This window comes from Porphyromonas pogonae, assembly GCF_036320655.1.
In the GTDB taxonomy this organism is placed as follows: domain Bacteria; phylum Bacteroidota; class Bacteroidia; order Bacteroidales; family Porphyromonadaceae; genus Porphyromonas; species Porphyromonas pogonae.
Genome location: NZ_CP143258.1, coordinates 675652 through 695395 on the forward strand (window position 1 = coordinate 675652; position 19744 = coordinate 695395).

General features: G+C 43.6%; 13 protein-coding genes. 8 read left to right on the plus strand and 5 right to left on the minus strand.

Annotated elements, in window-relative coordinates; translation table 11 throughout:
- Positions 1–3: 3 nt before the first annotated feature.
- The 7 genes from VYJ22_RS02640 to VYJ22_RS02670 all read left to right on the plus strand — a co-directional run bounded on the left by VYJ22_RS02640 (position 4) and on the right by VYJ22_RS02670 (position 9092).
- Positions 4–1659 carry an OmpP1/FadL family transporter gene (locus tag VYJ22_RS02640; RefSeq protein WP_329904887.1) on the plus strand — a complete coding sequence of 552 codons (1656 nt, stop codon included), beginning with the start codon at positions 4–6 and terminating at the stop codon, positions 1657–1659.
- A 298-nt stretch (positions 1660–1957) separates the two neighbouring features.
- Positions 1958–3454 (plus strand): glutamine synthetase family protein, encoded by a 1497-nt coding sequence (locus tag VYJ22_RS02645; protein ID WP_329904888.1) that lies wholly within the window; start codon positions 1958–1960, stop codon positions 3452–3454.
- Positions 3455–4833: 1379 nt separating this feature from the next.
- Entirely contained in the window at positions 4834–5046 is a 213-nt protein-coding gene (gene xseB / locus VYJ22_RS02650) for an exodeoxyribonuclease VII small subunit (protein ID WP_329904889.1), read from the plus strand.
- The gene (locus tag VYJ22_RS02655) at positions 5043–5732 is read left to right on the plus strand and encodes a 2-C-methyl-D-erythritol 4-phosphate cytidylyltransferase (RefSeq protein WP_329904891.1); all 690 of its coding nucleotides are present in this window, start codon (positions 5043–5045) and stop codon (positions 5730–5732) included. The genes xseB and VYJ22_RS02655 overlap by 4 nt, the downstream gene beginning before the upstream one ends.
- A 25-nt stretch (positions 5733–5757) precedes the next feature.
- Positions 5758–7857 (plus strand): ATP-dependent DNA helicase RecG, encoded by a 2100-nt coding sequence (gene recG / locus VYJ22_RS02660; RefSeq protein WP_329904893.1) that lies wholly within the window; start codon positions 5758–5760, stop codon positions 7855–7857.
- Between the two features lie 102 nt (positions 7858–7959).
- Positions 7960–8601, plus strand: coding sequence for a DUF4294 domain-containing protein (locus VYJ22_RS02665; protein ID WP_407989231.1), 642 nt, complete (start codon positions 7960–7962; stop codon positions 8599–8601).
- A gap of 164 nt (positions 8602–8765) precedes the next feature.
- On the plus strand, positions 8766–9092 hold the full coding sequence (locus VYJ22_RS02670; protein ID WP_329904894.1) for a hypothetical protein: 327 nt from the start codon (positions 8766–8768) through the stop codon (positions 9090–9092).
- A 382-nt stretch (positions 9093–9474) separates the two neighbouring features.
- On the opposite strand, the gene VYJ22_RS02675 is transcribed toward VYJ22_RS02670, so the two are convergent.
- The 3 genes from VYJ22_RS02675 to VYJ22_RS02685 all read right to left on the minus strand — a co-directional run bounded on the left by VYJ22_RS02675 (position 9475) and on the right by VYJ22_RS02685 (position 15603).
- Complete coding sequence (locus VYJ22_RS02675) at positions 9475–9765, minus strand: DciA family protein (RefSeq protein ID WP_329904895.1); 291 nt, start codon at positions 9763–9765, stop codon at positions 9475–9477.
- Between the two features lie 15 nt (positions 9766–9780).
- A complete protein-coding gene (gene recF / locus VYJ22_RS02680) occupies positions 9781–10896 on the minus strand; it encodes a DNA replication/repair protein RecF (protein WP_329904896.1) in 1116 nt (371 codons plus the stop codon).
- A gap of 153 nt (positions 10897–11049) precedes the next feature.
- Positions 11050–15603: a translocation/assembly module TamB domain-containing protein gene (locus tag VYJ22_RS02685; RefSeq protein WP_329904897.1), complete on the minus strand. Its 4554-nt coding sequence runs from the start codon at positions 15601–15603 to the stop codon at positions 11050–11052.
- Between the two features lie 486 nt (positions 15604–16089).
- Here VYJ22_RS02685 and VYJ22_RS02690 point away from each other — a divergent pair, with 486 nt between their 5' ends.
- Positions 16090–17175 carry an IS5 family transposase gene (locus tag VYJ22_RS02690; RefSeq protein ID WP_329903044.1) on the plus strand — a complete coding sequence of 362 codons (1086 nt, stop codon included), beginning with the start codon at positions 16090–16092 and terminating at the stop codon, positions 17173–17175.
- 347 nt (positions 17176–17522) lie between these two features.
- On the opposite strand, the gene VYJ22_RS02695 is transcribed toward VYJ22_RS02690, so the two are convergent.
- Positions 17523–18527, minus strand: coding sequence for a DUF1735 domain-containing protein (locus VYJ22_RS02695; RefSeq protein WP_329904899.1), 1005 nt, complete (start codon positions 18525–18527; stop codon positions 17523–17525).
- Positions 18528–18543: 16 nt separating this feature from the next.
- Positions 18544–19743, minus strand: a complete 1200-nt coding sequence (locus VYJ22_RS02700; RefSeq protein WP_329904901.1) for a DUF1735 and LamG domain-containing protein — start codon at positions 19741–19743, stop codon at positions 18544–18546.
- Between the last annotated feature and the right edge of the window lies 1 nt (position 19744).

Here is a 19744-nt window from a genome sequence, read left to right on the forward strand (position 1 = left end):
TCTATGAAAAGAATATATATGCAGATCAACATATGGGGTGCGTTTGCACTCCTTTGCTTGGCATTACCTTCCATGGCCAACGCCCAAAGTGAGACAGACCCTATCCGTAACACCCAGAAAGAATTGAGAGGATCAGCACGCTTCCAAAGTATGGCAGGTGCATTTGGCTCTTTAGGAGGGGATTACTCATCTACCAAGCAAAATCCCGCAGGTATTGCTTTGATGCGTTCACCTATGGACTTGAGCCTTACACTGAGTGCCTACTCTACTAAGTTTAAGTCGTCATGGACAGGAAGCAATAATGACAAAACCAAAGGAGGTGTCGACTTCGATGCTTTCAGTTTTGCTTCATGCAGTCGCAGGAGTTATAGCGGATGGAGTTTTTCCTATGGCTTTGGTCTTCAGAAAGACGCTGTTTTTGATAGGAAAATTGATATCAAAGGAGGTTTCGACAACGCAGGGTCTATCCATTCCTTAGGTGATTATTTTGCAGGCTTGCTCAACCTCACTGCTCTGGGCAACGGCGGATACAATAGTATTACCAAAAAAGACCTTTTGGGCGATGATGCATACAGCAGATATCCATGGGCTCCGGTGCTTGGGTATGATGCCGGTTTCATTACCTCGGATACAGACAAGGGAGGTCCTTACTATTCACGCTTTAGATATGGAGCGGGAGCAGGTAAGCCTGTAGGGCCCTCCACAGCGTCTATGGTATTGACCGAAAAAGGTGCTACAACCAATTTCGACTTTACATTCGGAGCAAATTATGACGAGCGTGTGTATATCGGAGGGTCGTTTATCTACTCCACTTTCTATAGAGAGATCACCTCAGCTTACAACGAGTCTTTTGTTAAGCCTGATTATCTCTATCTCGAGAACTACCAGAAGACTACCGGCGGAGGTTTAGGAGGTTCTTTAGGCGTTATAGTACAGCCTTTCGACGGGTTTAAACTCGGGTTATCCTATTTCACTCCTATGTTTTATAGCTTGACTGATAAGTATAGCGGTTATGCCGAGACACACTACAAGATTCCTGTAGAGCCCTCCACTACCAATTTATTTACCAAAGCTAATACTCCCAATGGCGGTTCTACGGATTTTGATTTGACTACCAACGGACGTTTTGTGGGAAGTGCGTCTTATGTTTTCGGCCGTTACGGACTTCTTAGTGTTGATTATGAATACACCAATTTTGCAGATGTAAAGTTGAAGTCTCCCGACGAAAATGATGGGTATAAATATACCAACCTGGCTTTAAAAGATGACTTTGGAGCTCAGCATACATTACGTATAGGAGCCGAAGCGAGACCCACAGACAGGTTATCAGTGCGTGCAGGATATATGATGCGTACTTCTCCTATCAAAGACGAAAGGATAAAAAATACAGACGGACCTGCTACCAAAGAGGTCTATATCGACAGGACATTACCCCACTACACCCTGGACAAGGGGTTGAGTGCTATTACTGCCGGTGTAGGTTTCCGTATTACGCCTAAGTTTACTGCCGATCTGGCTTTGGTTTGGACCACCAATAAGAGTTATACTTATTCGTTCCCATCCATCAATGACAAGGACGTAAAGGTAACATCTCTGCCTCCTATAAAAACCGATCGTAATGATCTACACTTAGCTCTTACGTTAGGATATAGATTGTAAGGATACGATTTGATTTTTACTTCCATATTGTTTTAGTGATGCCGTAGCACTCTTAGGTGCTACGGCATTCTTTTCTTAGCGCCTCACAATCATCCTCTTGATGATCATCGGATCTTTTTTCGCCCAAATTTTGTCCACCTTGCGAAAAAAGCTTTTAGTACGCCCGTGATAAATAAAAAAATCGCTACCTTTCCGCAGAAAAATGTGTTAGCTGAACTTATTTGACCCAACTATGACTTTCACTCACAATCAAAGTCTCAGAAGGGTGCTTCCACCTCAATAAACAATCGTATAAATTATGAATTACACCATCAATCCCATTGTGCAATTCCTTGAAAAGACGCCTTCGTCTTTTACCAAAGACGATATGATACGTTATATCATGGGCAATAAAATACGGATGATGAACTTTCGCTACATAGCCGGCGACGGTAGGCTCAAAGTTCTCAACTTCGTTATTCACAACGCCTCTTACCTCGACGAGGTACTCACCGCAGGTGAGCGTGTCGATGGCTCCAGTCTCTTCTCTTTCATGGAAGCGGGATCTTCGGATCTCTATGTGATACCTCGATACTCATCCGCTTTTATGGATCCTTTTGCAGAGAATCCCACCATATCTTTCTTTTGTTCTTTTATGGACAAAGACGGAAAACCCTTGGAAACCTCTCCTGAGTATATTCTCAAAAAAGCTCATGATGCTTTCAAGGAAGTGACAGGAGGTCTGAAGTTCTATGCTATGGGCGAACTGGAGTATTATGTGATCAGTCCGCGTGAGACGGATTTTGCAGCCGTAGATCAGAAAGGTTATCACGAGATGGGGCCTTTCAGCAAACATATCGATTTTCGCACGCATGCTATGAGGCTTATTGCCGAGTGTGGCGGAGAGATCAAATATGGTCATGGCGAAGTCGGAAACTTCAGCACGGATGCGCATAATTATGAACAGAACGAAATAGAATTCTTGCCAGTCAATGTGGAGAGGGCCGTAGAGCAATTGCTTTTGGGAAAATGGATCTTGTATGAGCTCGGTTGGCGTATGGGGCTCAATGTAACCTTTGCACCCAAGATCAGTGTGGGTAAAGCCGGTAGCGGTTTACACATACATACCAAGATTGTCTCTGAAGAAGGAAAGAATATGTATGTCGACAGTGCAGGACTACTGACTTCCATAGCACGCAAAGCTATTGCGGGTATGATGACGATGTCCGGATCCCTCACGGCTTTTGGTAATACCAATCCTACATCATATCTACGCCTTGTACCGCATCAGGAGGCTCCCACCACTATCTGTTGGGGCGACCGCAACCGTTCTGCCTTGGTACGTGTGCCTCTGGGATGGGCCGGTAAATCTGATATGTGCCGTATTGTGAATCCGAAGGAGAAACCATGCACCAAAGATTACTCATTCAAGCAAACCATAGAGTTCAGATGCCCTGATGGCTCGGCCAATCTCTATCTCTTATTGGCAGGACTTGTGTGTGCGGCACGTCATGGATTTGAAATGAATGATGCCGAAGAAATAGCTCGTTCAACTTATGTAGATGTCAATATTCACAAGAGTGAATTTACCGATAGATTGGGGCATCTTGACAGTCTGCCTGCATCCTGTGCAGAGTCGGCTTTACGACTCGAAAAAGACCGTAGTATCTATGAGGAGTACGGAGTATTCAGCAAAGATCTTATCGATAGTATCGAAACACAGCTCAATTCCTACAACGATGCACACCTTAGGGAACAGATCAAAGCTGATCCCGGCTTGCTTGCCAGAATAGTGGAGCGATATTTCTATTGCTAAGCCGATAGAGCCTTATTATTTTCCCCATAGTCGTCACCATGCTTAGGTGAAGACTATGGGTTTTTTGGATGGATGCTATCCAGTATAATGTATCAATATCATGAGACTGTTGCAAAAGTCAACAGTCTTGTGGATTTTGGAGGCCAAGCCGACAAAAGACACTTTGACCGGGCAGAGAGGGTAAAGTGCAAGGCGCTAAGAGTGAGTGCACAGGGAGTTTACTTCAGGTAAATGAGCAAGCGCAAATCTCGTAAGCAACGAAGCAATTTGCCTGCTATGCAACGGTCTCATCATGTACCATGTTTGCGATAAATACTGGTTTGTGGCATAAATCTTAACATTTGACACTTTGCAGAAAATGCTCTATCATCCTGACATAATGTCAAAATAAACCGCCTTCACTTATAATTGCCTTGAAATACGCAACAGTATATACACAAGGATATTAAATAAATTTCTTAACTTTTGATAAGGCTCAGAATTTATCGTGTCTTAGTTACAATTATAGGCTTATTTATACAAAGTCTAAATAAGAATCCTCTATTTTGAGTATCAGAATCGACCTGAAACAGGTGCTAAATAAATCCGCGGCTATACTTTTCTCTCCCAAATGAATAATGGCAAAATATGCCGTGGCATTATTCTATTTCTTTATCTTACACACCAATTTTGTGAGGATAGAATTTGAGATCAAAATTTCACCATAATAGGATCACCATCCATATAGGATAAGTCTAATGACCTATTATGATAAGTCAACCGACTTGATACGATAAGTCGATTGTCCGTATACGATAAGTCAGCTGACTCTATACGATGAATCAGCCGACTTATTATGATAGGTCACAGGGGTCAGATGCGGGATTGTTGATGTTTAAGTAAGGAATGTACAGAAGTATCAGAGCGGGTATGCCCGGTATGATAGTCCCCGGCTTGGATCATTCACTGAGGGGGCAAAGACTTGCCCCATAGGAGGTGACGAATGGCAATCGAGCAGCATGCACACACCCCGCATATCCCTCTACGGATAAGCTCTTGTCTGTACAAGGATGTAAAGTGTTTATCGTCATAACTCTGTTTTTGTAGTAATGTAATTCGTGGGATGTAAATGGGGCAATCACAAAGATACAACATGTACCCCCCTTTGTCAAGAGCTCTAACATAGAGGTACAAAGCGGGAACACATGGTCCGATGTTTTATCCCCGAAATTGACAAAATGATAGTTATATCCTATGTAGGAGGTGGAGCTTAGGCTGTATAGATTGGCTAAGGGAGTAGGTCTCTTGTAAGTCCGTTTTATGAGCCAATGATATTATTTATAAAAGTATTCATCAGGCTGTGGCAATCATGAGCCGTTATATTTTTTATATTTGTAATTATGAAAGAAAATATGACCTATACAGAAGCGGCTGATCGGCTCGAAGCTATAGTAAGCCGTATAGAGCACGAAAGCCCGGATGTAGATGAGCTTACCAAGCTGGTAGAGGAGGCCATTGATCTCACTCGTTTCTGCCGGGACAAGCTTACCAAGGCAGATAAGCAGTTGGAAGAGCTGATGGCTAAGTTGGACGAAGAAGAACAGGAGTCATGAATACAGCCAGACGTTATGCCATCATTGTAGCAGGAGGAAAGGGACTGCGCATGGGGACGGACTTGCCTAAGCAATTCATTCCTATTGGCGGCATACCCGTACTTATGCACACGCTTGCCGTATTCGAGCGTCAGGCCGAAGAGATTGTGCTGGTAATACCACATGATCATCAAGATTATTGGGAGCAACTGGTGGATGAGTACGGCTTCAGTGTACCCCACATTGTAGCTGACGGTGGTGATACTCGATTCCAATCCGTTAAGAACGGTCTCCAGGCCTTGGGAGAGAAGACCGGTGATAGCGACCTTGTGGCTGTGCATGACGGTGTGCGACCACTGGTTTCGGTTCAAACCATAGAGCAACTCTATACTCAAGCTGCCATCCATGGAGCTGCTATTCCCTACCGCCCCATCACGGAGAGCATCAGACATCGCGAAGGTAATGTCAGCAAAGCGGTAGATCGATCGGATTATATAGCTATACAAACACCACAAGTTTTTCGGTTGGATATGCTGAGCAAAGCATACGACACAGAGTATAAACCACTCTTTACGGATGACGCATCAGTATTTGAGAATACATTTGACAACCCCATCGCTTTGGTCGAAAGCAATGTGGAAAACATCAAGCTCACCACGCCTACAGACCTTATCATAGCTGAGCATCTATTGCCCAAGGATCTTTGATATCCAAGACCAAAATTGGCTATCTATGGCAGATATACTCAATACTTCCGTAAAATATCTTACCGGCGTAGGGCCCAAGAAGGCCGAAGTGCTTTCCAAAGAGATCGATGTGGAGACTTACCTTGATCTGCTTCACTACTTTCCGTACAAATATATCGATCGCAGCCGTATCTATACTATCAGTGAGATGTCATCGGATATGCCCTATATACAGCTTTGCGGCACCATACGCGAATTTAAAGAAATGGGTACGGGGCGCAAAAGGCGACTTGTCGCAAACTTTCATGACAAAACGGGGGTGATTGAGCTCGTGTGGTTCAAGGGATTTAAATATATCGAAGAGAATTATCAACTGGGGCGTCCTTATATAATATTTGGCAAACCGGCTTTGTATAACGGAATATACAATATTGCACACCCGGAGATAGATCCGCAGGAAAAAGCTGCTCAGGTGGCCGGTGGTTTGGTGCCGATGTACAATACATCCGAAAAGATGAAGGGTATCGGGCTCAACAACAGGCAGATGCAAAAGATTATGCACTCCCTCATGCTGGTGCTTTCACCTTATCTCGAAGAAACATTACCTGCATATCTCCTTAGTCATACCGGTTTTATGAATTACGCTGAAGCTGTGCGACAGATACACTTTCCTGAGAATGCACGTCTGCTGGAGGCTGCCCGACAAAGGCTGAAATTCGAGGAACTTTTTTTTATCCAGCTCAAGCTACAAAGTCTCAAACACGAGCGCAAGGTAATGTTCAAGGGTATTGTGTTTACCAATGTAGGAGACAATTTCAATAGGTTTTACAACGAATGCCTGATGTTTGAACTCACCGGAGCTCAAAAGAGGGTGGTCAAGGAGATCAGGCAAGATACGCTGAGCGGTAAGCAGATGAATCGCCTGTTGCAAGGGGATGTGGGGAGCGGTAAAACGCTTGTGGCGCTACTGAGCATGTTGCTGGCTCTCGACAATGACTGTCAGGCTTGTCTCATGGCTCCTACCGAAATCTTGGCACGCCAGCATCATGCCGCATTGGAGGAGATGTTACGCCCTATAGGCCTGGAGGTGGGGATACTTACGGGAAGTAGTACCGCAAGGCAGAGAGCACAGTTGCTCCCCGCCTTGGCTGATGGTTCTATGAAAATTATTGTGGGGACACATGCCTTGCTTGAGCCTACAGTGATTTTCAAGCATCTGGGCTTGGCGGTAATCGATGAGCAACATCGCTTCGGGGTAGAGCAGAGGAGCCGTTTGTGGCAGAAAAATCAGGCCGTATTACCTCATATTCTCATCATGAGTGCCACACCTATTCCCCGCACATTGGCCATGACACTATATGGTGATCTTGATATCTCGGTGATAGACGAATTGCCCCCCGGCAGGAAGCCCATACAAACGATACATCGTTACGACAATAGTATGGTGCCTGTATATAATTTCATCAGACAGCAGATCGAGTTGGGACGCCAGGTCTATGTAGTTTATCCCATGATAGAAGAGTCTAAGACCGAAGACCTGAAAAACCTCGAGGCGGGGTATGAGCTCTATTGTCAGGTCTTTCCCGAATATGAAGTCACATGGGTACATGGTAAGATGAAGGCCAAAGAAAAGAATGCGCACATGCAGCATTTTGTTACGGGCAAAGCCAAAATATTGCTTGCAACTACGGTGATAGAGGTGGGCGTAAATGTACCCAATGCTAGTGTGATGGTGATAGAGGCGGCTAATCGTTTCGGGCTTTCGCAGTTGCATCAATTGAGAGGTCGTGTAGGGAGAGGGGTTGACCAGAGCTATTGTATCCTTGTTACCGGTCATAACTTGTCGGAAGACTCACGCAGGCGCATCAAAGTGATGGTAGATACCAACGATGGTTTTGAGATTGCGGAGGAAGATATGCGCCTCAGAGGTTTCGGCGAGCTGGAAGGTACGCGGCAAAGCGGTAAACAGATAAGCCTCAAGATAGCCAATCCGGCTCGAGACGGAGCTATGGTACAATATACACGGGACTTGGCGGAGCAGATCCTCTCTACTGACCCTGAAATGTCACGTCCGGAACATCTCGTTCTCAAGGAAAGGATGAATAAAATATACCATAAACAGGAAGAGTGGGGCGTGATTTCATAAAAAGCCTATGACCTCATGCATGATTTTGCATCGTAATCCGTTACATATTTATAAATTAGCATCTCGAAAGCAATAATCATAACCGTGACAATTTATTATAATATGCATCTGACCTGTTTAAAAAATATATTTCCTTCCTTAGTCTTCTGCTTGATCATATTACGGAGTATAGCGCCTGTCGCAGCCCAATCCAATGAGAATAGAACAGAAGCACTCAAGAAAGTGATGCAAATGGAGGTGATCGACGGTGATACTATCTACATCAACGCCTTGCCGGCTGTGACCGTATATGGCAAAAGTTATAAGGCTAAGGCTCTTACTCAAGAACAAAAAGAGGAATTCTGGCGACTCATTCGAGATGTGAAGCGCACACTGCCGTATGCCAAGATAATATCATCGACGCTGATAGAAACTTACGAGTACATGGAAACGATGCCCGCCGAGAAGATGCAACGTGAACATCTGAAAAAAGTGGAAAAAGAACTTCTCGCTGAGTATAAGCCCAAGATGAAGAAACTGACTTTGAGGCAAGGGAAGTTGCTCATCAAACTTATAAACCGACAGTGCAACCAATCGAGCTATCATATCGTGAAGGCATTCTTTGGCGGATTTAAGGCTTTTTGGTGGAATATGTTTGCGGGGTTCTTCGGAGCCAGCCTCAAAACAGGTTATGACCCTATCAACGATAGTACTGATGCCTTTACTGAGCGCATCGTTTTGTTGGTGGAGGAGGGACGGCTGTAGCTTATCGTAAATCGACTTGTTACACAAATATCTATTCCTCCTCTATCTATAGCCTCATCATTCACTGATACTGAGTCATGTAATCTATGGTGCTATTGATAAAACCAATTGAAGATTATACCGAAAAATAATACATTAGCATTGACATTGGAAAAAGCATAAATATGGACAACGAACAAAATAACTCTTCCTCAACGCCCAATAAATATCACGATATTGCTACTCCCCAAAGCTTTGAAATGAGCAGTAAGCGCAATAGTTTTATGCTCACGCTTACACCTGACCCCGAAGGTGCGGGTGTATTGCATGGCGCGGGAGAATACCGTGTAGGATCACTGGTGACATTGGAAGCCCAACCGTCATCGCATCGATATGTATTCGATGCCTGGATATACCAAGGAATAGTATTTTCTAAGGCTCCCTTCTTCACGTTCCTGATAGAAGAGGACTTGGACTTACAGGCACGCTTCATACGTACGGAGCATCCTTAGCCCTCTTTCTCAGGATGAGACCGTTGCATAGCAGGCCAATTGCTTCGTTGCTTGCGAGCTTCGCGCTTGGTCATTTACCTGAAGTAAACTCCCTGTTCACTCACTCTTAGCGCCTTGCACTTTACCCTCTTTGCCCGGTCAAAGTGTCTTTTGTCGGCTTTGCCTCCAAAATCCATGAGACTGTTGACTTTTGCAACAGTCTCAGTATATATAACAACCATAAAGACTGTTCTGAATCAATTACTGATTTGAAACAGTCTTTTTCATTGGTTGAATGGCTTGTATATCGAAAGCCGGGTATTATAGTTCTTAATCTCTTTTATATCCGCATTGATGAGACCGTTACATACCCAGCTTTTGGTGGATTATTGTATCAAAAGGCTTAGTAAACCTCTATATCTCTTATGAGTTCTGCATCAATTTCATTATTGATGCGTTGGATCAGATCGGCCTTGGTAAGTAATATCTGATGTTTCATGGCAGAGGAGTAAAGGCGAAGGGTGAGAGTCCCGTCCACGATGCGACACTCGGCTATATAGCGCTTGAGAGGGCCGAAGATATTATGCACAACTTCCATAGCTTCCGTTTCCTTCAGGTGCTCGTGCATAGTGGGTTCTTCTTCCATCCAAGCTTTGACTATGTCGCTTACGCTGAGTGTACGTGATCGTTTCATAATGTTGTGATTACGTTACAGACGGTGACTTGTCTCTTCGTGTATGTCCCCATTGTAGATACGGAATATCTTGTAGTCATTACTCCATTTTCGGATGATCTCATCCAAGTATTTGCGGTTGGTATCAGTGATGAATATCTGTCCGAACTCATTACCGCCAACCAGATTGATGATTCTCTCGACACGTTCGGAGTCGAGTTTGTCAAAGATATCATCCATCAGAAGTATGGGGATCTCCGGATTATCTTTACGTAAATGTGCAAACTGCGCCAATTTGAGGCTGATCAGGAAGCTTTTGTTTTGTCCCTCGGAGCCTACCTTACGGATAAGTTCGCCATTGAGTGTCATGAGCAGCTCATCTTTGTGTATACCATGGGTAGTATATCCTAGGATGTAATCTTTGGGGCGCGATAGCCTAAGCTGCTCCATAAGCACGGGTGCATCCGGTGTGAGCTGTGTTTCGTATGACAAATTGATACGCTCGTGTCCCCCACTGATGATAGCGTAGTATTCGTTGAAGATGGGGATAAACTCGTGGATGAACTGACGCCTTTTGGAGGCAATCATAGTGCCGTATCTATCCATTTGCATCTCTATTACCTCCATGAGGGCGATGTCTTTGTGCTCATTTTTGAGAAGGCTGTTGCGCTGAACCAAGTTCTTATTGTATTGGATGAGTGCATTCATATACGAAGCGTCTTGCTGTGACAGTAGTTGGTCCAGAAACCTACGTCTCTCATCACTGCCACCTTGTATGAGCTGATAGTCTTGCGGAGATATTATCACAAGTGGAAACTGCCCGATGTGCTCACTGAGTTTGGTGTATTCTTTCTGATTCCTGCGCAGTATCTTCTTTTTACCCGGCCGTAAAGTAAGCATCACGCTCCGTTGGTCACCATTGTGAGAGGAGTACAATCCTTCCAGCATAGCGATCTCCTGACCTTGTCTTACTGCCAGTGTATCAGGAATGCCCAAGTGGCTCCTGACGAATGACAAGTAATGCAGGGCATCAAGGAAATTGGTTTTGCCCATACCGTTGAGTCCCACAAAGCAATTGATTTTGGAGGAGAAGCTACACTCGGCAGAGGCAATGCTTTTGAAGTTGATAATATGCAACTGATCTATAGTCATACTTTATTCGCGGCTTATGTATTTGGGGTTGCGCATTGTACTTATGCATGCGACAGAGCCTATCATTACAAAAATACAAATTATAGTTGGGCAAAACAGACAGCAAACGCCAAATACACATCCATCAGCTCATCACATCCTGCAGTACACGAATCAGCGGAGGGGAGGTTTGATTGTTTTAATGCTATCCGTTCGGAATACAGGTCTTCGCGGAGTACGCTTACGGGAACTGCGGAAGAGCTCGGAGAATGTATCGAAGTCTTTGCGGTAAAGGATACCTACACCCTGAGTCGTGAGTGACTGACGTAAGTATTGATACATATTGTTATAATGATTGTACGCTTTGAGGCGCCATACCCCGCCCTCATCCAACTTATACTCCAGGTCGAACTCTCCGATGTATGTATTACGCAGATAGGGATTGTCACGATACCCGAAATTACCATTGAAGAGCAGTCTGTTGTTGAGTAGAGACCCTGAGAGTAGCAGCTCGATGTCAGTATCATCGAAGGATGTATTTTTGGTTTTAATACTGGTGCCTATAGACCAGTTTTCGGATAGTCCGCCCAAGAGATATGACAGTTGCTCGGAGAGTGTGGACGAAGCTACCGACGCCCAGCCCGAGGAGAGGTTGTTGTTGAATGAATTACCGGTGTTTCTGTCCGATGTATAAAATTTGCCCAGTACGAGCAGATAGATTACCTGCTTAGCCATCATCTCATCGGTATTGATGAGTGATCGCACTCTGCGCTCCAGCTCGGTGTCTGATCCCGGTAATTCTATATTGAGCTTTACGGTAGGTTTGGCAATCTGTCCGCTTACATTCAGTACACAGTTGACAGGCACGTTGGTACGTCTTACGTCGGCAGACAAGTGATCATCAAGATCCGATATATTGGCCGTAAGGGAATAGACGGCAGAGAGGTCCAGGAATATATTGTTTTGGTCGCCTCGGAACATCACTTTACCACCTTCTTTGATCTTGAATGTTTTATGAGAGAGTTGCTCGAAGCTGAAGTTGTACGTACCTGTGTCTACATTGAGGGTGCCATACATCGTAGCATCACCGAGAGTAGGGATGTTGATCTTGATATTGCCGTTGGTACGAGCCTTGATACCGTCTTTACTCACGGGGTCTATCACCATGGATACCTGAGCATCCGGTGTCACCATAAGATCCATATAGATATTAAATTCATCCTCTGTGGTAGCTTGTAGAGCCTTGAGTTTGTCTATGATAGATGTATCGGCAGGTGCTGACTCCGCTTTCGTGGGCGACGACAAGTTTGTAAATGTGATGAATCTGTGATCGGCATTGATGGACGGACTGTTAAAGTCCAGCTTCACATCGGTACGCTTCTCCGTCTTCATCTTCAATCGCAGATCCATTTTTTCCACAGGCCCTTTGAGTGATGCATCACCCGATGCGTAAATCCGTCCAGTAACAGGGAATCTCTCGTTGACCCCCACATTGTATGCGAGCAGATTGCTGAGGTTTTTCATATCAAGGTCAAGTACAAAATTCCCAAAGTGGTCGTGTGTAATCCTACCGTCGAAAATAGCTGTATTGCCCTCGGAGTCTTTCATGTTGATGTTCTCAAAAGACATCAGAGTGGGAGTGAAATGCAATGTGTCTGAGAAATGGTAAGTAGTATTGAGGTGCTTGACGGAGAAATAACCATCTTGGATGTATGGATCTCCTTCTATGGTGACTCCATTCTCAAAAAGTCCGAATAGGCGTGCTTTACCGGTAGCTTTACCTCCCATACCATGGGAGAAAGTATCTACAAAGCCCGACAGGAAGTCGAGTCTGAACTTATCAGCGTCAAAATTGAGAGACAGCCCCGCATTATCTACAGGCTTGATATAGCCATTGACATGCACCTTGCCTCCCAAAGGATCATCTACATCACCATCAAGCATAATCTTCTTTCCTGCTTGATCCCATCTTCCCTTAATATCTACATCGCCTGCTATGATGCCATTTACCTTAAAGTCTTCTCCATGAATATCAGCCGTGATATCGGGTTTGTTAAAGATGTCACGGATGAGCACTTTGCCTGAGAGTTTGGTATCGAGCATGTCAAAATCTACCTTCGCCACATCGAGGATGTAAATAAGAGCTATTTTGTTGAGATCTACTTCCATCTTGTCCAATGGATTGTGGGTAAGTGCGCCGTTGATCTTGATATATTTATCATCGGAGACAAGGTTTAGGTGATCTACGTATACCCCTTTTGGGGATACGTAGATATGAGATGGGCTCAGCGTCCACGCCGTCCCGTCCAAGCGTATGTCAGACGGTGCAACATTGATAATACCTTGCAATCCCCCTGCTCCAGCCTGTGCTGTATGGTACAAATCACGCTTGAGCAAAGCATTGAGCCGTACATTACCATTGGGCAGACTGTCAGTACCCTTACCTAAGTCGATATTCACATCTACCTTGTCTTCTGCGGCACGGGCTAGAATAGATGCGTGATTGAAGCGTACACTGTCCGGTGTCATCACAGACCCGCTCAGCCATACTTTGGCCTCGGATTCATGAGCCAGTACTGACCCGTTGAGGTTGCTTATTTCGTTCACGCCATACCGTACTTTGGTAGATCGTATACCGATATTGAGGAATTGTGACAGGGAGTTATATTCTCCGTTGATATCTATGGGTTCATAAACTTTGAGCGGTATATCTAATAGATCGGCTACAGCATTGTCCCATTTCTTGACCTTTACAGAGAACCCCGCACGTACTTCTGTGGAGAGATTCCGTGGTTTGTCTTTTATCGGGCTCAAAGCCGGGAGGTAAGCATAGGTAAGGTATTTGAGATGTTCTCCAATGTCTTTGATCTTGTATGCACCCGTAAGCGAAGCATCAATATAGGGGGTAGTGATAGTAGCTGTGCGGTCGGTAATATCACCTTGAAGGGAGAGATGGCTATCGCTCAGATCAATTTTGGTTTTACCTCGAAACAGAATCAGCTCCTTCATGTGCATATCCGCCGATGCATAATTAATATCTTTGCCATGAAGCGATACTGTGCCTGCAAGCGAAGCGCTGTTTTGTCCCCAATCCGGGCTCATCCCTAAAATCTTGAGGTCAATGTGGTCAATATCCATTTTCATGTCTACACTATGGAAGTCATTGAGGTTTTTGCCCCTGTTGAAAGTCGCATCGACAAAGCCTTTGACATGCTCATTCTCAATGTCTGCTGATGCTATATAATGACCTGCCGACTCGGCGCTGAAATTGACCAGAAGGTGTCGGTAAGCTTCCGTGTTGCATGTGATCAAAGGAATCTCTGCACTGAGATAGCCTTTTAAGTTGGAGAGGTCGAAAGCTCCGCCCTTAGGATGTGAAAGGTCGAATCGGATGTCAAAAACACCTTTGCCCAAGGTCTTCTTTAGTCCGAAGAAAGGTTCGAAATTGAACGACTCGGATTTTATAGACCCTTTTACCGCATGGAGTTCGTATGGCTTAGGCTGTATATCAGCCGTGATATCGGTGAGTAGTGCCCCTTGGGGTGTTGTGAGAGTTCCTTGTAGCTTATACTCATGGGGGCTATAACCGGCAATGCCCTTGAATTCGAGTTGGCGGATGCGTTGTGCCATTACCACGGCTTCTTCATTCACAAGATGGGGCGAGAACAAAAGTGCTGTCTCCAAAGCTTTGTCTGTGACAAAGAACCTATCCACTGAGAGTTGGGGAATATAAACTCCATCAGCATGGTGTGTCAGTAATCCGTGCGCATCGACTTCTATCATCCCCTGTCCGTAGAGAGCAAGATGCTTGATCTGCAATTCTTCATCTCTGCCGGGCACAACTTCAAGATTGATTTTCACTGGTTCGTCCATCTTGGATAGAGCAGGTATGAATCCGGCGAAGTCATTGAGATATATTTCGGAAGGATTTATCTTCAAAGAACGTAGTGCGGGTGGTTTGTTTTTGAGTATCTGCAATTTCAATAGCGGCATCTCAAGCCTCGTATTCTTCAAATGCATTACAGCATTGGTGATACTTACTTTTTCTTTATTGAGAAGTAATTTTCCGCTGAGTTTCTTGAGCACAAAGCCTCTGTTGTCCACAAAACTGAGATTGTCGAGGCTTCCGGATATCTTATCCCCTTTGATGTTGAGTAAGCGTGCTTTTATAGAAACTTCGTTTAGCTCATAAGTAGGTTTGTCGATCTCAGTATATGCTATGCGACAACCACGGAGTAATATGGTGTTGAAGTCTATTACTTTTTGAGATGGAGTATCGGAGGGCTTGGCCAGAATATCGATAGCATACTGGATGTTGAGGGGCTTGTCTTTGGCTGTGCGATAGATGTTGACATCTCCCCCAAAGAGCCTTGCCGAGGAAAACTTAAGATTGCCGGTCTTGATGAGTTCCCATACGTTGATGCTGAGAATAAGCCTTTCTCCGCTTACCATTGGTTTATTGGCTCGGTCGTAAAACACTACGCCATCAAGCTCAAGTAGCCTGCCTATCCCCCATGATATCCCCTTGATACGAACTTCTGATGATAACTCTTTTTGTAATAAATGAGCTACTTGTGACCCTATCTTTTCCTGGACAAAAGGAATTCTAAGCGCAATATTGGGCAATACTACGAATACCGCCACCAGGACGGCAAACACGATGGCAATCTTGCGCAAATGGTTGAGAACCCAATGATAAAAACCGCTGAATTTACGGCGTAAAGACATATACAATGATTAAATCCTAGCACATAACATATATAAACATACAAAGATAGCCAATTGCAATCATTGTATAATAACCAAACGCTCTGATACCGTATTTATTTCCATATTACTGCTTTCCGATCAATTTAAGGTGGCATAAAAAAGGGCGCCTTACATCTGGTAAAAATTTCATCCTATACGGACAACTGACTTATCCTATACGGACAATCGACTTATCGTACACGGACGAACGTTTTATCGTACACGGACGAACGACTGTATAGGATAAGTCGATTGTCCGTATAGGATAAGTCAGTTGTCCGTATAGGATGAAATTTCAGAGGGTATAAATGAGTCGATGAGCTTCATGGTCAGGCGTTAATTTGTATCTTGTCTAATGGTTATTAAGAGACCTTTGCATGGTAATTTGGCGAAAAATAGTATCGTAAAAGCTTGTATGTTAGCCATATATTTAGTATATTGTAGTATAAAATTCAGTAGTTTATTATGGCAAACAAGCAAAAAAACACACAAGAAGAGGATGTAACCTTTGGAGACATTCTTTATCAGAGACGATATCGTAAGGTTCAAAATGAATTTTTGAATCAAATTGACCAATTGATTGATTGGCGCCCCATCCGTACGTTGATCAATAAGAAATATACGAAGAGACAGAATGCAGTTGGGGCACCTGCCTATGACGTGATACTTCTTTTTAAGATGTTGCTTTTGGAAACGTGGTACAATCTCAGCGACGTTGCCTTGGAGGAGCGTGTAAATGATTCCATTTCTTTTTCTCGCTTTTTAGGATTGAAGCTGGAAGAGGTTTCACCGGATCACAGCACGGTGAGTCGGTTTCGTACCTCCTTGACAGAGCTTAATCTAATGGATCCACTCTTAAAGATGTTTAACAAGCAATTATCCAAGCATCATATTTCAGTAAGAGAAGGCGTATTAGTGGATGCAAGTATTGTAGATACCCCCCACAAGCCTAATGGCTGTATCACGATTGAGGTGGCCGAGGATCGTGAAGATACACGTAGCGAGGAAGCTAAGAAGGCGGAGGCGGATTATCAGAAAACCGTGGTTCGTCAGCGCAAAGGAACCGATGAAGAAGGCAGATGGGTGTACAAGCATGGATACCGGTATGGATACAAGAAACATGTGATGACGAATGTTCAAGGGATAGTTCAAAAGGTGATTACCACTCCTGCCAATCGTAGTGATACGAAGGAGTTCATCCCACTATTGGAAGGAGAGGAAATTCCCAAAGAGACACCTGTTCTTGCGGACAAAGGCTACGCCTCGCGGGAGAATAGAGCATACTTACAAAGTCATGGATTACGAGATGGGATAATGCACAAGTCTCATCGAAATAGACCGTTAACGGATATGCAGAAAGCCTTTAATAAATCTATAAGCCCTATACGAAGCACTATCGAGCGTACCTTTGGAAGCATCTGTAGGTGGTTCCATGGAGGGCGATGTCGTTACCGAGGGTTAGCAAAAGCACACACTCAGAACGTTATCGAAAGCATCGCCTTTAACCTTTATCGGACTCCGGGGATAATTGTGTCCCATTGTGTCGGATAGTGTGAGAAAGCCCTCTTCGGAGCCCCTCTTTGGAGCTCCGAAGGGGGAAGGGGGGCATGTTCCGATAAATATTTCCGGGATTTCGATCAGTTTTCACCCCAGTCTACCCATCCTTTTTTACCCTTTACATTTTTCAAAGGTCTCATTAAATCAGATTATTACATGGTGAGTTACGGTGATAACTTGTACACTTCACTATTGTTTGGAGGGGGGAGATGAGCATCTGATGCTGAATTGTGGGAGGGGAAATACTTTAGATTCCTACCTCATTCTGTAACGCAAATTACATAAAAGCATGAGGGCACTGCCATATGGCAATGCCCTCAATATAAGGTTAAAGGGGAGAATTATCTCGCAAATCTTATTTCAAAAATATCAATATACTTCTTATTCCCTGTTTGAGACTCAAATTGGTCGAATCTGATCTTCATGATCTCTACAGGTTGCTTAAATTTTATTTGTGAGAATTTTATTTTTGTTGTTATATATACACCTTGAACCACAAACTCTCCGCTTTCATCAGCTACAGATATTCTTACTTTTTTTAGAGCTTTCTCTGTATCCTGTGAATTTGCAATAACTATACCAGATACTTTTTCTTTACGACTAAAGGATCCGATAAGAGTAGTCTCTTCTCCATTTGTCCACCAGTTTTGACGATAAAGATCATTATCAAATAATTTATCTATATTTCTGGGTTGCTGTTCACATGTAAAAATTACACTGTCATTAAAAAGATTATTGCCTAACTCTGGATTTCCTTCTTCTATATTGTTACCTTCTGGAAATCCGCCTTCTTTTACGATAAGTGTAACCAAAGCCAGGTTTCGTCCATCTTTGAACTTTACATCTTTATTATCTGAAGACAACTTGACATAGAAATTATATTCTCCGGCTTTAAGTTTTTTCAGCTCTTCTGTTTTAAATTTAATACCGGTAGAGACCTCTTGTGCCCCTTTGCTTATCGTTAAAGATGCAGGCAAGGTAAAAGCGGCTTCCGGCAATAACAATTTACCTGAATTCACAGATGCAGCCTTGTCATAGGTGATCTTGAATTCAACATTTTCAGAAACAGGGAAGCTTGCTTGCACATTGAGTTCCGGGCTCTTGGGTTCTTTAACAGTAATCTCCGCACCCTTCTTTATGATACTTGCTACAGAAGTGGCTTGATTAGCATCAAAAGAAGCATATAGATGAAGGAGGTCTACTTCGGGAGCAGTATCCCTTTTTCCTTTAGTAGGCTGTTTAGGGTTGTACTTCTCATTGAACTGAACCACTTCGGGCTCAAACTTTGCGCATTGGGTGAAAAGGAATCCAATACCCAATACTAATACATATTTTAAATATCTCATTTTATTATCAAAATTATTAGTTAGGGAAAATCACCTCTTCATCGAAGTTTATATTCTTATCTGTTGCTCCTGAGTTGAAAGAAACCTTATACCAGTCAGCTTTACCTTCGGTAATATTTTTGGTCTTGTTTTCTTTATCAAAAGGCATGTACAACTCCAACCCCTTAGCCTTAGGATCGGCAAAGTATAAAGTACTATTTACTTCTGATAGTGTAAGCGCACGCTCCCAAAAACGAAGTTCACGAACTAAAGAATTAAAGTTAGCATTACCAATATATATCTTAGGCCATTTAGACACTTTACCCGGCCATACATTTTCCAAAGCCAACTCGCCATTAACATAGATGCGCAACATAGGTTTGCTGTTTTCTTCCTTGTACACAATAGCCATATGATACCATTTGCCGGTTTCAAATTTGAAATTATCAAATTTAGGTTGATTGAAGTTGATCTTTCCACCACCACCGGTATTGGCATGAAGGAGGAATCCACCACCACTTAAAGACATGTAAAGAGGAGAGTCATTACTTTCTCTTGTATTGGGGTACATCAAACCCACATTACTATTAACCTCAAAAGGACAGAAACTATACTGAGCTGTCCACTCGGTATATTCTTTGTCATTCTTAGGATCGGCAACTTCACACAACATTCTACCATGGATTTTCAAAACAGAAGTTTTGAATTTTCTATCCAAAAATATAATTGCGACATTATCACTTGATTTTAACTGAACAGAACCTCCGCTTACACTTTTCAATCTAACGGGGATAGCATAGTTTTCAGTTAAGGGAACTAGGGTACCATCAGCATTACGCATTGTATTGACTTTGACAGCCACTGCTTTGCCATACTCCATGGGAGCCAATTTGAGATCAAGAGCCTTCCCCTTCTGATCGCCGCAAACAAGATCATAGCATGCTTGTGGCAATAGCTTGTAATTGCTCTTATTGTCTTTATTATACTTATCCAAAATGTCTTTATCTACTTCCACAGCCAAAGACACCTCTTGTTCTATACGATTGGCTATGCGCGGAGTGATAACAGTGGATCCGCCATCGTCACTTACCGTAAAGCGTAAGGTAGAGCTGGCAACAGCTTCTTCCAAATAAGCAATATTTACCTTGGGATCCTTAGTCGAAGGAAGGCTTGATTCACAGCTTGCCAACGTAACGCAAAGCAAAGCTGCTGATAATATTTTACTGTATGTATTCATT

Bases quoted from the DNA above. Each gene is read 5' to 3' on its own strand.
- VYJ22_RS02640 (WP_329904887.1), top strand. From the start codon at position 4: ATGAAAAGAATATATATGCAGATCAACATATGGGGTGCGTTTGCACTC.
- VYJ22_RS02645 (WP_329904888.1), top strand. From the start codon at position 1,958: ATGAATTACACCATCAATCCCATTGTGCAATTCCTTGAAAAGACGCCT.
- xseB (WP_329904889.1), top strand. From the start codon at position 4,834: ATGAAAGAAAATATGACCTATACAGAAGCGGCTGATCGGCTCGAAGCT.
- VYJ22_RS02655 (WP_329904891.1), top strand. From the start codon at position 5,043: ATGAATACAGCCAGACGTTATGCCATCATTGTAGCAGGAGGAAAGGGA.
- recG (WP_329904893.1), top strand. From the start codon at position 5,758: ATGGCAGATATACTCAATACTTCCGTAAAATATCTTACCGGCGTAGGG.
- VYJ22_RS02665 (WP_407989231.1), top strand. From the start codon at position 7,960: ATGCATCTGACCTGTTTAAAAAATATATTTCCTTCCTTAGTCTTCTGC.
- VYJ22_RS02670 (WP_329904894.1), top strand. From the start codon at position 8,766: ATGGACAACGAACAAAATAACTCTTCCTCAACGCCCAATAAATATCAC.
- VYJ22_RS02675 (WP_329904895.1), bottom strand. From the start codon at position 9,765: ATGAAACGATCACGTACACTCAGCGTAAGCGACATAGTCAAAGCTTGG.
- recF (WP_329904896.1), bottom strand. From the start codon at position 10,896: ATGACTATAGATCAGTTGCATATTATCAACTTCAAAAGCATTGCCTCT.
- VYJ22_RS02685 (WP_329904897.1), bottom strand. From the start codon at position 15,603: ATGTCTTTACGCCGTAAATTCAGCGGTTTTTATCATTGGGTTCTCAAC.
- VYJ22_RS02690 (WP_329903044.1), top strand. From the start codon at position 16,090: ATGGCAAACAAGCAAAAAAACACACAAGAAGAGGATGTAACCTTTGGA.
- VYJ22_RS02695 (WP_329904899.1), bottom strand. From the start codon at position 18,527: ATGAGATATTTAAAATATGTATTAGTATTGGGTATTGGATTCCTTTTC.
- VYJ22_RS02700 (WP_329904901.1), bottom strand. From the start codon at position 19,743: ATGAATACATACAGTAAAATATTATCAGCAGCTTTGCTTTGCGTTACG.